The sequence below is a fragment of the Methanobacterium sp. genome (assembly GCF_038562635.1).
Classification (GTDB): Archaea; Methanobacteriota; Methanobacteria; order Methanobacteriales; family Methanobacteriaceae; genus Methanobacterium_D.
Map to the genome: position 1 here is coordinate 1,264,553 of NZ_JBCFBO010000001.1, position 15,990 is coordinate 1,280,542.

Consider the following 15,990-nt stretch of genomic DNA (forward strand, 5'->3'; position numbering starts at 1 on the left):
AATTTTTATTTTTGCCGGTAAACATTTAACAATAAAAACGTACAATAGTAGTCCTGTAACTATTGCTTTCTTTTTGAATAGGCATACTATTAGAATAAATTAACTATATTTATAATAAATTAGTTGCTAAATTATTTGATAAATCTTAAAAAGGATATTCTAGACTTACAGTGATATAATGATAAAAGAACTCATAATCTCAATGCGTCCGAAACAGTGGTATAAAAATTTAGTTATATTCATTGGAATTGTTTTTTCTCTAAAACTTTTAGATTTAAGTCTTTGGATTGATGTAATTGCAGCATTTACAGTCTTCTGCGTGATTTCAGGGTGCTTATACCTAATAAATGATATCATTGATGTTGATAAAGATAAAAATCATCCTAAAAAGCGTAATAGGCCAATTGCATCAGGCAAATTAAAAACAAGAGACGCATGGATATCTGCAATTATATTGATCACTGTGGCATTTGGAGTTTCGTATTTAATTAATATCTGGTTTTTAGCTTCAGCAGTAACTTTTTTCCTGTTAATATTGATTTACTCCCTGTTCTTGAAACAGCTCGCCATAGTAGATATGATGGTAATTTCTGTAGGTTTTGTTATAAGAGCCATTGCAGGATGTGCGGCGGTAGGAGTAATTGTATCACCCTGGCTTATAATTTGTGCATTTCTTCTTGCGTTATTTTTAGCAATTGGAAAACGAAGACATGAACTAGTTGTACTCGGAAAGAATGCGGGAAATCATCGTAAAATCCTGGACGGATACTCAACTGAAATGCTTGATCAGATGATGAATATAACTACCAGTGCTTTAATCATGTCTTATTCCATTTATACATTCTTTACAGGCAAAATATACATAATGATTACCATTCCATTTGCATTTTACGGACTTTTTAGATATATATACATGGTCCATGCTGAAAATTTTGGCGGTGAGCCAGAAATGCTGTTTAAAGACAAAGGAATGTTACTCAGCATGGTATTATGGGCAGTTTTAGTTATAGTCATACTTTATGGAAGTTCAATATCCCGATTTTTAGGAGTATTTTAATCATGTTGGATAAATTTCATTTAAATCACTACAGTTCAAAAAAAATTGATATCATCATTTCAGCGATTTTAACTCTTTTAATAGTGGTAACAAGAATTCCTTTTGTAAGCAAATACTTATACGAATGGGACTCTGTAAATTATGCCCTTGGATTTGAGAAATTTGATATTGTACATCATCAACCCCACCCTCCAGGTTATATATTTTATATAGGCATTGGAAGAGTGATAAACGCCCTATTCAATGACCCCAACACTACAATGATATTTATCAGTATTGTGTTTAGTATTATTACAGTCATATTAATTTACTTCCTCGCTAAACAGATGTTTTCAAGACAGTTTGCAGTTATAGCAGCATTACTACTCGTATTTAATCCATTATTCTGGTACTATGGAGAAATATCTACAATTTATCCAACTCAGGCTTTTCTTGCCACTATTGTTGCTTACTTATCGTATCAGGTGTTTAGAGGAAAAGAAAAATTTTTCTATCCTTCCATCATTGCTTTAGGCCTGGCAGGAGGTTTCAGGCAAGATTTAATCATTTATATGTTCCCATTATGGTTCTTTTGTGCATTTTACCACAAAAGAGATCCAAACAGATTATTAAAAGCGATTATAGTGCTAATCCCCTCTGTTCTAGTATGGGTTATTCCAACGATGATATTTTCAGGGGGTATTGAACAGTACTCCCAGGCTTCAAGCACATTATATAAAATAGCATTCCCAAGATCATCAATACTCTTTGGATCGACTATTATTAATAAACTCACAGCAGTTGGTTCCTATTTTACATGGTTGGGGCTTGCTTTAACCTATTCCGGAATTATTATAATGGCACTGTTCACCAAATATGTTGGAAAAGGACCAAAACATGTATTCCGTGAAAATATAAAGGATTATAGAGTTATATTTCTTATACTATGGTTTTTACCTACTTCGCTTATGTATCTACTCATACATATAGCTAAACCAGGATACATGCTGGTGTTTATCCCCGTATTGGCCATTGTGTTAGCATATTTTGTTAAAGAACTGTCTTATAGTTTAAGTTCAAGATTTAAGAAATACAGTCCCAAAAAATGTCTTACAATAGTACTCTCCTTAATCCTCCTGTTTAATATAGCATATTTTACAGTCCCATACAATATAAATGAAGAAAAGCTGTGGGAAACTCCAATAAGTGATTTAGGTAGTTTATCCATACAGGATCAAGTTTTATGGGTATTAGATATGGGATTTATGTCTACCCATGAAAAAATTAACGCTGACGACCAGAGTACTCAAACCTACCTCAATGCCATATCCAATGTACCCGGTTCTAATTCCAGCAATACAATAATAGTTATGGGCGAAATTACCCGTGAGAATGAAGGGTTTAATTGGAGAAAAGCAATGTATTACCTGCCAGATTATCAAGTTTACTACTTAATTGAAGCGGATCATTTTGTAACTTCAGAATGGTATGCTAAAAACCATACAAACACATGGTTAGCATCCAATATATTTAAAATCCCAGTTAATAGTTCCACACAAAAAGTAATATGGGTAATCAGTAACCAATCGGCGTATTTCCCCCAGATAACATCACAAATTCCTGTAAAAACTATAAATTTACCAGATGGCCTAAAATTGTATTATTCCGACATTAATGGGACTCAAATAAAGAATAATGAACTGGTATTTAACGGACCAGAGCAATATTAAACAATTAGGAGCCTAAAATGAAATACGATCTTCACTCTCATTCAAAATATTCTTCAGATGGAATTCTTGATCCTCGAAAGATCATTAAAGTTGCCATTAAAAAAGGCCTAGATGGTATTGCAATTACGGATCATAATACCATAAAAGGAGGATTAGAAGCAAAAAAATATGAAACAAATGATTTTAAGGTTATAATCGGTTCAGAAGTCATGACAACTAAAGGAGAAGTAATTGGGCTATTTTTATCTGAAGAAATAAAATCTAAGGATTTTTATGATGTTATAGGTGAAATTAAAGCGCAAAACGGCATAGTGGTCCTCCCTCACCCCTTTGACGAATGGAGATATGCATCATTCCCTGCCAAAGAGGATGTTAAATATATTGATAACATTGAAATATTCAATTCACGCTGTGTTAAAAAGAAATATAATGATAATGCAGGTAAATTTGCAAAAAAATATAAATTAGGAGTAACTGGAGGGAGTGATGCTCATTTTGCAAATGAAATAGGACATGCCGGCATAATAGTAGAAACAGATGACATTTATGAAGCTATCTTAAAAAATAATTTACAGGTGTTTGGTAAAACATCCACCAGTTTGAATCATGTTTTTACAAAGATGTTAAAGACATGGAAAAAACATTTCTAATAACTAACATTAATTTAGAAAACATTACAACGAAATAGTTACAGTGTGTTTCTAACAACAATCAGGTGCTAAAGTATGGAAAATAACAAAGTTTGGCTGGTTATCCTATTTGCAGTTGTTGTTTACCTTATAATGGGTATATACGCAGATTTTGGAAGCCTGTTAACTGCAATTGAAAAATTTAACTGGGTTTTCATCCCATTAATGCTTATTCTAGTTTTGATAGCGTATCTTGTTCGTTTTTTAAAGTGGAGTCTTTTTTTAAAAAGTGCAGGCGTCCGCTTAAAACTTAAAGATAATTTATTTGTATTCTTCAGCGGAATGGGAATGATTATAACTCCTGCCAAAGTAGGGGAAATATGGAAAGGATGGTTAATAAGAGACATAAACGGCGAAAAACTAAGTAAAACAGTTCCGGTTGTGATTACAGATAGAGTTACAGATGTAATTGGATTAGTTATACTTTCTCTACTTGGAATTCTGTATTATAAAGATGGAATCTATATTTTAGCAGCACTGCTTTTAATATTTGCAGTATTCTTCATAGCCATAAGATCTGAAAAAATTTCAGGCATATTGATTTCCATACTTGAGAAGAGGGCAGGAAAATATTCCAAAGATATCAAAACCATGCACGCCACATTCCTACAGTTAATGCACCCCAGAAATATAGTGGGATTATCATTTTTAAGCGCTTTTGCATGGTTCTTTGAATGCCTTGCGCTTTACTTCGTAATAGTAGGATTTGGACAATCCCTTAACTTAATATTATCCACATTTGTATTCAGCTTCGCATCGTTAGTTGGTGCAATAAGCATGATTCCGGGAGGTCTTGGAATTGCAGAAGCCACAATCTCAGGAATGCTGCAGTACTTTGGATTAACATCAGTAGATTCTATAGGTGTAGCCATAATAATAAGGTTCGGAACACTCTGGTTCGGGGCAATTTTAGGGTTCTTGATACATTTCATCTTTAAAAAGAAGATCATGGGAAAACAAATATAAATAGTTAAATTATGAATAAAAGTTATTATGAAGCTTAAGTTCTCCATCATATCAAAGTATTTACCAATTATAGTCGCTGTTGCTGTGCTATGGATAACTATACTCATACTATTTAGAGAATCCATTACTATAAATCGGGGAATTTTCACATACGTACTTGATGATCCTTATATTCACATGGCAATGGCCAAAAATCTAATTTTACACGGCGTGTGGGGTGTAGATAAATACGGTTTTACATCTTCTTCATCGTCGCCCCTATGGATAATAGTGTTATCTCTGGCCTATTTTTTGTTTGGAGTAAATTTATTTATTCCTTTCATATTAAATGTCATGTTTGCCACAATTTTTATTTTCATAGCATACTCCATATTCAGATACTATAAAATGCAACCCATGTACAACCTGATTTTTTTGCTGTTTTTAATATTTTTTACCCCAATTCCTGCGTTAGCATTTACAGGCATGGAGCATATCCTGCAAATAGTGATTATTGTTTTGTTTACTTTTATCGGAGTCAAAATGCTTTGTGAAGATAAATCAAACAATTTAAAGTATATAATGCTCCCAATATTAGCAGCCCTGGTTGTTGCGGTCCGTTATGAAGATTTAATTATTGTTTTAATTATTGCAGCCATGTTTTTTATTAAAAGAGAGTTTTGGAAGTCATTATCAATACTGGGTGCAAGTATGGTCCCTGTATTTGCATACGGAATATATTCTACCATGAATGGATGGTTCTTCCTTCCCAATTCACTTATAACTAAAACCATTTTTGTGGAGGCTAAAACTCAGGCTTTCTCATTAAATGGTATAACCCTGCTCATGAATAATTTTTTAAATATTCAAAATTTATTTATATTTATTCCATTGATTTTAGCCATTGGGCTATTGATTTTCCGTTTCAGGGAAAAGAAGAGATTATGGAACGCTCAAAATATCTTACTTATTACATTCATAGGCACGGCCACATTACATATGATTGCAGCACGAACAGGCTGGTTCTACCGTTATGAAGCATATCTTATAGCTTTAGGGATTCTGACAATTGCCATTGGTATAAATGAATACTTGCCGGCAGTTCCAAAATGGGATAAAAAATTGATTTCTAAAAATTTAACATTAATCACCATAATATTCGTGTTATTCGTCTCCCTCGCGGGAAGAGGGTATTGCTCCTTTAATGAGGTCCCTAAAGCCACCCATAACATCTACGATCAACAGTATCAGATGAGCCTGTTTATACAGAAATATTATAAAGGAGATGCAGTTTCTTTAAATGATGTAGGTGCAGTAAATTACGCTACAGATATCAAATCAGTAGATCTACTAGGATTAAGTGGCCTAAACGTTTCTAAAGAAATTTTAAAGGAAAACTACACTATAAAAGATATTGATAATATTACGCGTCAAAACCATGTTAAAGTAATTATAGTCTATGAAGATCTTTATAAAAAGTATTTAACAGGAGGAATACCTTCTGATTGGGTTAAAATAGGACAATGGAAGATCAACAATAGAATAACTTGTTTTATGGACACCGTTTCTTTTTATGCAATTGATCCTCAAGATGCAGAGAATTTAACCAAAAATTTAAAGGAATTCTCTTCCCAATTACCTCCTGACGTTCAACAAAGCGGGAAGTATATGGATAATAGTTAAAAATATAATTCAATTTAAAAACATGAAATTGGTATATATTTGGGAAAAAAGATATAGATAATAAAAACTGAAGTGAATAACATGTCAAAAGTCGCTTTACTTAAAACATCACCAGAAACAGTAATTGATGATTATTACAAATTAATGCATCTTACAGATTATGAAAAATCATTATCAAAACAGGATAAAACAGTTTTAAAGCTCAACCTTTCATGGACACTCTACTACCCAGCATGTTCAACTCCCCCATGGCAGCTTGAAGGGGTTTTAAATACATTAAAAAAGGACGATTACAAGGACATCGTAGCTGTAGAAAACCAGACTGTGGTAACTCACCCCTGGAAAGGAGCATACTATAACAAATGGTTACCTCTCTTAAAGGAGAAGGAAATAGATTTTCAACCGTTAACAGACGTAGAATGGGAAACTCATAAACCAAAATCTGAAATGCTCGCAATGAATGATATATTCGGCGAAGTATTAGTCCCAAAAATGTTTTACGGTTCTAATGTGATTCATTTCCCAACAGTAAAGACCCACGGCCACACCACAACTACAGGGGCTATGAAGAATGCTTTTGGAGGATTAATTCCTAAATACAGGCACCATGCCCATAAAAAGATACATGAAGTCCTTGTTGATTTACTGGCAATTCAAAAAGAAATCCATAAAGGAATCTTCTCAGTTATGGACGGGGGGGTTTGCGGAAACGGTGCAGGTCCAAGAACAATGGAACCATACTGTGGAAATATTATCCTTGCCAGTGAAGATCAGGTGGCAATTGATGCCATTGCAGCTAAAATCATGGGCTTCGACCCACTAAAAATAGATTACATCAAAACAGCACACGATAAAGGTCTTGGAACTGGTGATGTGGACCAGATTGAAATAGTGGGAATGGATAAGGTAGATCTGAAAAATCTAAACTTCAAATTTGAAACAAGCAGAAGCCCAGTTGTAAAATGGGACCAAAGGATAAGAAAAAGCACCATGAACGTCAAATGGTTACACCATCTATTATTCAACTCACCCATATTTAAAACGTTTATTTTCGCATCTGAATTCTACCATGACAAACTCTGGTACCCTACAACAGGAAAAAAGAAAATAAACGAATACAAAAAAACAAACTGGGGACAATTATTTGATAAATATCCATATGGAGATTTTCCAGAGTATACAGAAATCAAAAACTGGGACCCATATTAATACCCAGTTAATTTATATATTCCTTTAAAATCTATTTTTGAGTCATATTTAATATTATTTAAATTTTTATCCCCAATGCGTATTAATTCAAAAAAGCTTCCACGTAATCCACTTAAATAATCATTGGTTGTTATACTGCCCATATAAACATATTTACTTGTCTGAAACATGTTAAAGTTTTAAAGGTTATCTTTTTAGTCAAAAAATGACAATAATGATTATGGATCTTTACGATTTCAAAAAGCCAGAAAACACTGGAGAAAAAATTGAAGGACAACCAAAAATAAATAAAATTAGTGTTAAATCGATCTTAAATAAACATAAAAAGAGAGATTCATGGTTTTTAAGTGATTATACCCTAAATCCGTACTATGGATGCTCAGTTAACTGCCTTTACTGTTACATTCGAGGGAGCCACTACGGGGGAAATATCACCCATAAAACATCTGCCAAAGCAAATGCTTCAGATATCCTGGTAAAACAGCTCAAAAAAAGGGCAAAAAACAAAGAGTACGGATTAATAGCCCTAGCAACTTCCAGTGAAGCTTATCCGAAGATCGAAGAAGAGTTGAAATTAACAAGATCTGTTCTCCAGATAATAAACAGGTTTAAATTCCCCGTTAGTATTTTAACTAAATCTACCCTTGTTTTAAGAGATATTGACATTTTAAAGAAGATAAATGAAAATGCAATTTTACCCCATGATTTAAAACCTAAATTAAAAGGAGGGGCCATAATATCCTTTTCTTTCTCCACCCCTGATGAAAAACTGGCCAGAATATTTGAACCCAATGCCCCCACACCTAAAGAAAGGCTTGAAACCATGAAAAAGTTTAAAGAGGAAGGTTTTAAGGTGGGAGTATGTTACATACCGGTTCTGCCATTTTTGTCTGATTCAGATAAACAAATAGAGAAAATGGTAGTAATGGCTAAAAACTACGGGGCAGATTCAATTTTAACTGCAGGCCTTACTTTATTTGGAGAAGAATCTAATGATTGTAAGACAGTTTATTATAAAATAATTGAAAGGAATTTCCCTGAAATTTTAGAAAAAACAAAGCGTTTATTTGGGGATAATTTTTATCCTACTTCAAAATATCAGAGAGACCTTGCTGAAAGGGCAGACAGGATATGCAAAAAATATGAGATTAAAAATAGGTTTTAAATTGAATAATTAAAAAATTAGATTTATACGATACCTACTATAAAAAGTGATTAAATGAAACCAGACATAAGATTCGGTCCAGCAGGAAGACCCACAGGATACAAAGGTAAAACCACACAAGTTTGCGATTATATTAAAAAAGTAGGGCTTGATGCTTTTGAGTATCAAGCTACTTACGGAGTTAGGATATCAAAACAGTCTGCACTTGAACTTGGCGAAAATGCAGCCAAAAATGATATCCTGGTTTCAATGCATGGCCCCTACTATATCAATTTATGCTCACAAAAAGAGGATACAATTAAAAAATCAGTTGAAAGATTAGTTCAGTCTGCAAAAGCAGGAGAATGGATGAATTCATACAGAACAGTTTTTCACATGGGGTTTTATACAAAATATTCTCCAGATGAGGCCATGAAAAAATGTAAAGCTGCTATTTCTGAACTCTTAGAAAAAGTTGAAGCGCTTGGAATTAACAATTATACATTTGCGCCAGAAACTACTGGTAAAAAGTCGCAGTTTGGATCACTTGACGAGCTGATAGAAATATGCCTGTCTTTTGATAATTTTACCCCAACAGTAGACTTTGCACACATGCATGCACGGTCTGGAGGAATTATTAAAACTAAAGAGGATTATGCAAAGATATTTGATAAAATAGAAAATGAATTGGGTTTAAAATCACTTCACTGTCATTTTACAAAGATAGAATACACAGATGCTGGTGAGAAAAAACATCATATACTCTCTGATTCAAACTTTGGACCTCCCCTTACCCCTTTACTTGAATTAATTTCAGAAAATGGATTTAATGTCACTTTAATATGTGAAACTCCTTACCTGGATATTGATGCATTGGAAATGAAAAAAGAATACAGCAGTATTTTGAGGGGATAAAATAGAGCAAATGTCAACCAATAATTCTGTACGACACCAAAAATAAAGCCATTTTTTCATTTTTTTATGCCCATAGGTTTATATACAATCTGAAGCTAAAGTTTTTATTCCTAATCATACATACCATACTATAAAGATGTATAAAATTAAACCAACTTACGAATTTTTATATACAAGAAAATTGATTTTTAACATTATATTTAACGCTGGAAGGTGTATTAGTGAAATTTAACAATGTAGCGCCTGATTCATATATAGTAGAGAAAAAAATGCCAACAAGTCAAAACGGGCCTAAAAAAGAAGCCAAAGTTGTTGTCCTACAGTCAGTTGGCTATCCATTCCTATGTAATCTGGTTGAAAGCCCAAAGATAGAGATAGTTAATAAAGAACTTTTTGAACTCTATGCAAGGGAACAATGGGAAGGCTATGAAGTTTGCGAAGGCTCTTTTCTCTTTGATCAAAAACTATTACCTGATTACGCATTTAAAATAATAAAAGCTCATCCAAATAATTCCAAAATAACTGAAAATACCTCAATATTCCTTATGGAAAATGAAGAAGACGAGGAAATTAAAAAAATAGAAACCAACGTTAAAATGGATGATGTAATTGGCCAGGAACGTGCAAAAACAAAATGTAAGATAATAATGAAATATATACAAGAGCCAGAGAAATTTAAAGAATGGGCACCTCGAAACGTTCTTTTCTATGGACAGCCTGGAACAGGGAAAACAATGCTTGCAAAATCCCTTTCCAACGAACTCAAAGTTCCATTATTCCTTATAAAAGCTACAAGGCTTATAGGAGAGCATGTTGGAGACGGTGCAAGGCAAATACACGAGCTATTTGAAGCTGCATCCCAATCAGCTCCTTCAGTTATATTTATAGATGAAATGGACGCCATTGGACTTGATAGGAAATACCAGTCCCTTCGAGGAGACGTTTCAGAAGTTGTGAATGCATTACTTACTGAAATGGATGGAATAGACCAGAATTACGGCGTAGTAACTATAGGTGCAACAAACAATCCACACCTGCTTGACTTTGCAATAAGAAGCCGTTTTGAAGAGGAAATAGAATTTGAGATCCCGGATAAAGACCAGAGACAGAGCATGCTTGAAAACTATATAAAAACTATGCCCGTTGAAATGAAAGTAGACATTAAAAAGCTGGCAAATATCAGTAAAGGCATGTCTGGAAGGGACATAAAAGAGAGGTTATTAAAAACGGCGCTTCACAAAGCAATTTCTGAGGATACTGATTTTGTAACATGGGACCATGTAGAATATGCCTTGAACTTATATAAAACTGAGAAAAACGAACCAAAACACATGTTCGCTTAATTAAACAAAATATATAGAATGTTTTTACACATAAACATTCTAATTTACTTATTTTTTTAAATAGATATTCCATACATTTTTTATCTTAGACATTCCAATATTTAGAATGCCAATCCAAATATTGATAAATGAAGTTAAATTATAATAAATACAGTTCAATCGGGATGTTGAAATCATGAAAATACATGGAATGTTAATGGATTCAGCGAAATATCCACTATTAAATTTAAAATCATTTCTTTCGCTGGGTTTTATGATTTTAATTAGCAGTTTCTTGTTGAGCCAGTACTTTGATTTTAAAGAGTTTTTCGGAGTTAAATTAAGTGATAGTATTTCACTAGTTGTTATTCTGTTAGCCTTTTTAATATTAAGCATTGCCACAATCTTAGAATCAGGTTATACATTCAAAATTATTGAAAAAAGTTTAACCGGGATTAAAAAACCCCCTGAAATGAATAATTTCATTCCTATGTTTAAACACGGGATTAATGAAATAATTATATTCATCATATATTCTGCAGTACCTATTATTATTTTTCTTATGATTGTAGATGCTCTTTCTACTCAAATAAACTTTGGACTCCCAGGACTGTCTGAAAATATAATAATCTTACTTATAATCCTTTTAGCGTTCTTATTCTTCATTTCAAATATATTATTTACAGTGGCAATACCCTACATGGCTTTTAAAGGAGGTTCATTCAAAGAAGCCTTTAAAATAATAGATATATTAAGGAAAATTAAACAAATAGGCTTAAAAGAATTAGTAATTGGATATTTAATTGTAGTTTTAGGCCTAGTTGCAATTGGGTGGCCAGTATTAGAAGAGATAATAGAATCCGCAAATATAATTGGTTTTGTGATTGCAGAACTTATAATTGCCCCATATATCGTGATATTTTCCGCAAGATTCACGGCATTAATATATAAATCCCATCTTTCTCCCTGATACACTGATTAACATCATTATTTTGACTCCATTTTATTAAATATATCTCAAGAAAAATGATCATAGCTATTCCAATATGAAAAATATCTATGTTTTTGATCAATGGATTTTAATTTTCTTATAATTATTTTTAAAAACCGAAAAGCATATATAACAATCGTTATATAACAATTGTTACTTAACTGAAGATACTTATCCCCCCATGAGTATTTCATACAGATTAAATGAATGAAACATGAAAAAATAGGTTTATATTAATAAGGAGGTAGAATATGAAGTTCAACACAAAATCAGTCCATTCTGGAAGGCAACCGTGTCCCGCAACAGGTGCAATTTCAACTCCCATATGGCAGACTTCCAATTTTGTCTTTGATGACTTAGGGAAGCCCAAAGAACATGATTACACCAGAACAAGCAATCCAACAAGAAAAGCACTGGAAGATGCGCTTGCGGCACTTGAAGGAGGAAATGCAGGATTTGCATTTGCAAGTGGAATGGCTGCAATCACAACAGCAATACACCTCCTGAAAGCAGGCGACCACGTAATAGTTTGTGATGATTGTTATGGTGGAACTTACAGGCTTTTTTCCGAGATAATGACCAAATTTGGATTGGAATTTACGTTTTTAAGGCTTGACAATGAAGAAAAAATCTTAGACGCAATCAAACCAAATACCAAACTAATCTGGACCGAAACCCCATCAAACCCATTACTTAATATCACAGACCTCGAAATGATTTCAAAAATTGCAAAAGAACAGGAAATACTCACAATTACAGATAATACATTTTCAAGTCCTTATTTTTTAAGGCCTATTGAATTTGGAATCGACCTTGTACTGCACTCCACAACAAAATACATAAATGGACACTGTGATGTTATTGGTGGTGTAATAGTTACCACAACAGATAAACTGGCAGAAGATGTCCATTTCCAACTAAATGGACTAGGAACTGGTGAAGCACCCTTCGATGCATGGCTTGTTTTAAGAGGACTAAAAACACTGCCTCTTAGAATGGACAAACATGCTGAAAATGCCATTGCTGTTGCAGAATACCTGCAGGATCATCCAAAGGTTAGTGAAGTATTTTATCCAGGGCTCCCATCCCATAAGGGGCATGAAATAGCTAAAAAGCAGATGAAAGGGTTTGGAGGAGTGGTATCATTTAAAACTGATTCCAACATAGGTGCATTCTTAAGAAGTCTTAACCTGTTTTCACTTGCAGAATCCCTCGGGGGAGCAGATTCACTTGTTGAACACGCTGCAAGTATGAGCCATGCTTCAATGGGTGAAGAAGGCCGTAAAAATGCAGGAATTAGTGATGATCTAATTAGATTGTCAATTGGACTTGAAGATTCCGCTGATTTAATTGAAGATCTAGATAAAGCACTTTTAAATGCATAATTATTCCAGATAAAGAAGATTTAAATAACTTTTAATTTTCTTTAATTTAATTTTTATATTTAAAATTCTAAATATAAACCCAAGAAGAAATAAATTTTGAATTGTCCTTTTAATTTAAAATCAGGGATAACTTTTAAAGTCCATAACTATTCTTGACTTAAATGACAAATAACATCTAATCATTAAATTAACTAAATTTAATAAAGATTTAATTATAAACCAGTACTTTAAATTATTTATATTAGACAATGAACAGGATAATAAGTAAATATTAAAATACGATGAATTATTTTTTAAATTGGAGGAATTACAATGAATTATGATCTTATAATTGTAAGATATGGGGAGATTGGGGTTAAAAGCCCAAAAGTAAGGCGTAGATTTGAAAACAAGCTCATATCTAACATAAAACGCAAATTAAAATGCAGAATAGATATAAACCAGGGAAGGGTATTCCTGTATCCTGAAAATTTTGATGATGCATATAACGTATTGAGTAAAACAATGGGCATAGTATCATTCAGCCCTGTAATCTCTACAGAGACTGATTTTGATGTTATTGAAGAAACTGTCAACAAGTATGTGGAAAATTTAATAGCTGAAGGCTCATTTTCAAAAGAAAACACATTTGCAATAAGATGCAGAAGAGTAGGAAATCATGAATTCTCAAGCCATGAAATGGCAGGATTTTGCGGTTCAGTAGTTGTTAAAGCTACAGGTGCACCGGTTGATCTAAGTAATCCTGATTTTAAACTCTTTGTGGAAGTTAGGGATAGTAAAACTTATATCTACCACGAAAAGATCCAGGGAATAGGGGGCCTCCCTATTGGAACACAGGGCAAAGTTATTTCACTTGTATCTGGAGGTATTGATTCTCCTGTTGCAACATTTTTAATGATGAAAAGAGGAGTTGAAGTTATAATACTTCATTTTAACAACTACCCTTACACCGGAGGATCCAATGAGAAGGTACTTAAAATTGTTGATAAACTCAATGAATACTCACCTACTCCACTTAAGTATTATGAGGCAGGGTACGGAGAATACCTCAAAAAATGCATTGAAGACGCCCCTGTCCGTTTAACATGTGTCCTGTGTAAAAGTGGAATGTATAAAATCGCAGCAGAAATCGCCGAAAAAGAAGGTGCCCTTGCAATCGTTGATGGAAGCAGTTTAGGACAGGTAGCATCACAAACCCTGCCAAATATACTTGCAACAAGGTACCCAACAGCCATGCCAGTTTTAAGTCCTTTAATTGGACTTGATAAAATTGAAATTGAAGAAATAGGGAAAAAAATAGGCACCCTCGATATTTCTATACTTCCTGCACCAGGATGTACAGCTGTTCCACAGTATCCTGAGACAAATGCAAAACTGGATAAAGTTTTAGATGTTCTGGACGAAATTGATTTTGACGCGGAAGTTAAAAAGATTGTTTCTTCCATTAAAACTGAAGAATAACAAATATAAAACTTAATTATTTTCTAACTTTTATTTTTTAACATCTTTTTTTAAATACTCTTGTTAAATCCTTTAAACCACTTATTTCCAAATTAGAAACCCATGCACAATACTTATATGTAACGATTGTTATATAACTATTGTTAAGAAAAAAATGGGGATATTAAAAATGGAAATATTTGCAAAAATATCTGAAAAAGACGTAACAAAGGCAATTATAGAAGGATTTGCCGAAGAATTCATAGACTACATTGAAAGTGATGTAATCATCGTTGGTGCAGGTCCAAGCGGCCTTGTAGCTGCTAAAAAACTCGCAGAAAACGGCGTTAAAACACTCTTAATTGAAAGCAACAATTATCTCGGAGGAGGTTTCTGGATAGGCGGTTACCTCATGAACAAGTTAACAGTAAGGGCACCTGGTCAAAAAATCTTTGATGAGATTGGAGTACCCTACAAAGAAGTAAAAGAAGGCTTATTCGTTGCAGATGGACCCCATGCATGTTCTAAGTTAATAGCAAGCGCTATGGATGCTGGTGCTAAAGTAATCAACATGACAAAGTTCGATGATGTCGTTGTTCGTGAAGGGCGCGTTAGTGGTACCGTTATAAACTGGACACCAGTTTCTGCACTTCCAAGAGCAATAACATGTGTTGACCCTGTCGCAATTGAATCTAAAATTGTAATAGACGCAACTGGACACGACGCAGTAGTTGTAAAGTCTTTAGAAGAACGCGGACTTGTAGATATCGAAGGATTCGAGGGAATGTGGGTTGAAAAATCAGAAGACGCGATTATTGAACACACAAAAGAAGTGTACCCCGGATTATATGTAACTGGTATGTCTGTTGCAACCACCTTCGGTCAGCCAAGAATGGGCCCTACCTTTGGAGGAATGCTTTTATCCGGTGAAAAAGTTGCTGAATTGATTATAGAAAAATTAAAAGGTAGTGAAAACTCCAAAACAAGTGAAACTGCAGCTATCAGCAAATAAATTGAATATAACATGGTTTAATGCCATTTAACTTTTTTTTTAAATCACATAAATCAAAATATAAAATCTTATTTTTACAACAAATCTGGTTGGTATTATGGCAGCTAAAATCATAGCAGTTTGTACAAGTGAAAAGAAACAGACGAAGAAAATAAATGTTAGAGATGCATGTCTATAAAAGAACATCCCATCCCATTTACAATAATTCAGTTGGTATTATGGCAGCTAAAATCATAGCAGTTTGTACAAGTGAAAAGAAACAGACGAAGAAAATAAATGTTAGAGATGCATGTCTATAAAAGAACATCCCATCCCATTTACAATAATTCAGTTGGTATTATGGCAGCTAAAATCATAGCAGTTTGTAAAAGTGAAAAGAAACAGACGAAGAAAATAAATGTTAGAGATGCATGTCTATAAAAGAACATCCCATCCCATTTACAATAATTCAGTTGGTATTATGGCAGCTAAAATCATAGCAGTTTGTAA

14 protein-coding genes are annotated in these 15,990 nt (G+C 33.5%); all 14 read left to right on the forward strand.

The genetic code is table 11. The features are described from left to right. Positions 1-178 precede the first annotated feature (178 nt). On the forward strand, positions 179-1,057 hold the full coding sequence (locus AAGU07_RS06290; RefSeq protein WP_342458280.1) for a decaprenyl-phosphate phosphoribosyltransferase: 879 nt from the start codon (positions 179-181) through the stop codon (positions 1,055-1,057). A 2-nt stretch (positions 1,058-1,059) separates the two neighbouring features. Further along, entirely contained in the window at positions 1,060-2,766 is a 1,707-nt protein-coding gene (locus tag AAGU07_RS06295; protein ID WP_342458281.1) for a glycosyltransferase family 39 protein, read from the forward strand. A gap of 17 nt (positions 2,767-2,783) precedes the next feature. Beyond that, positions 2,784-3,416: a PHP domain-containing protein gene (locus tag AAGU07_RS06300; RefSeq protein WP_342458282.1), complete on the forward strand. Its 633-nt coding sequence runs from the start codon at positions 2,784-2,786 to the stop codon at positions 3,414-3,416. Positions 3,417-3,491: 75 nt separating this feature from the next. Next, complete coding sequence (locus AAGU07_RS06305) at positions 3,492-4,421, forward strand: lysylphosphatidylglycerol synthase transmembrane domain-containing protein (RefSeq protein WP_342458283.1); 930 nt, start codon at positions 3,492-3,494, stop codon at positions 4,419-4,421. 27 nt (positions 4,422-4,448) lie between these two features. Next, positions 4,449-6,083, forward strand: a complete 1,635-nt coding sequence (locus AAGU07_RS06310) for a hypothetical protein (protein ID WP_342458284.1) — start codon at positions 4,449-4,451, stop codon at positions 6,081-6,083. Positions 6,084-6,164: 81 nt separating this feature from the next. Beyond that, positions 6,165-7,292, forward strand: coding sequence for a DUF362 domain-containing protein (locus AAGU07_RS06315; protein WP_342458285.1), 1,128 nt, complete (start codon positions 6,165-6,167; stop codon positions 7,290-7,292). A gap of 205 nt (positions 7,293-7,497) precedes the next feature. Beyond that, on the forward strand, positions 7,498-8,457 hold the full coding sequence (locus AAGU07_RS06320; RefSeq protein ID WP_342458286.1) for a radical SAM protein: 960 nt from the start codon (positions 7,498-7,500) through the stop codon (positions 8,455-8,457). A gap of 54 nt (positions 8,458-8,511) precedes the next feature. After that, positions 8,512-9,351 (forward strand): TIM barrel protein, encoded by an 840-nt coding sequence (locus AAGU07_RS06325; protein WP_342458287.1) that lies wholly within the window; start codon positions 8,512-8,514, stop codon positions 9,349-9,351. Between the two features lie 221 nt (positions 9,352-9,572). Beyond that, positions 9,573-10,694, forward strand: a complete 1,122-nt coding sequence (locus tag AAGU07_RS06330; protein ID WP_342458288.1) for an AAA family ATPase — start codon at positions 9,573-9,575, stop codon at positions 10,692-10,694. Between the two features lie 175 nt (positions 10,695-10,869). Continuing rightward, complete coding sequence (locus AAGU07_RS06335) at positions 10,870-11,643, forward strand: DUF4013 domain-containing protein (protein WP_342458289.1); 774 nt, start codon at positions 10,870-10,872, stop codon at positions 11,641-11,643. A gap of 272 nt (positions 11,644-11,915) precedes the next feature. Beyond that, positions 11,916-13,049: a PLP-dependent aspartate aminotransferase family protein gene (locus tag AAGU07_RS06340; protein WP_342458290.1), complete on the forward strand. Its 1,134-nt coding sequence runs from the start codon at positions 11,916-11,918 to the stop codon at positions 13,047-13,049. A 312-nt stretch (positions 13,050-13,361) separates the two neighbouring features. Next, positions 13,362-14,510 (forward strand): tRNA uracil 4-sulfurtransferase ThiI, encoded by a 1,149-nt coding sequence (gene thiI, locus AAGU07_RS06345; protein ID WP_342458291.1) that lies wholly within the window; start codon positions 13,362-13,364, stop codon positions 14,508-14,510. 169 nt (positions 14,511-14,679) lie between these two features. After that, positions 14,680-15,501 (forward strand): sulfide-dependent adenosine diphosphate thiazole synthase, encoded by an 822-nt coding sequence (locus AAGU07_RS06350; RefSeq protein ID WP_342458292.1) that lies wholly within the window; start codon positions 14,680-14,682, stop codon positions 15,499-15,501. 155 nt (positions 15,502-15,656) lie between these two features. Next, a complete protein-coding gene (locus tag AAGU07_RS06355) occupies positions 15,657-15,800 on the forward strand; it encodes a hypothetical protein (protein ID WP_342458293.1) in 144 nt (47 codons plus the stop codon). Positions 15,801-15,990: the final 190 nt, after the last annotated feature.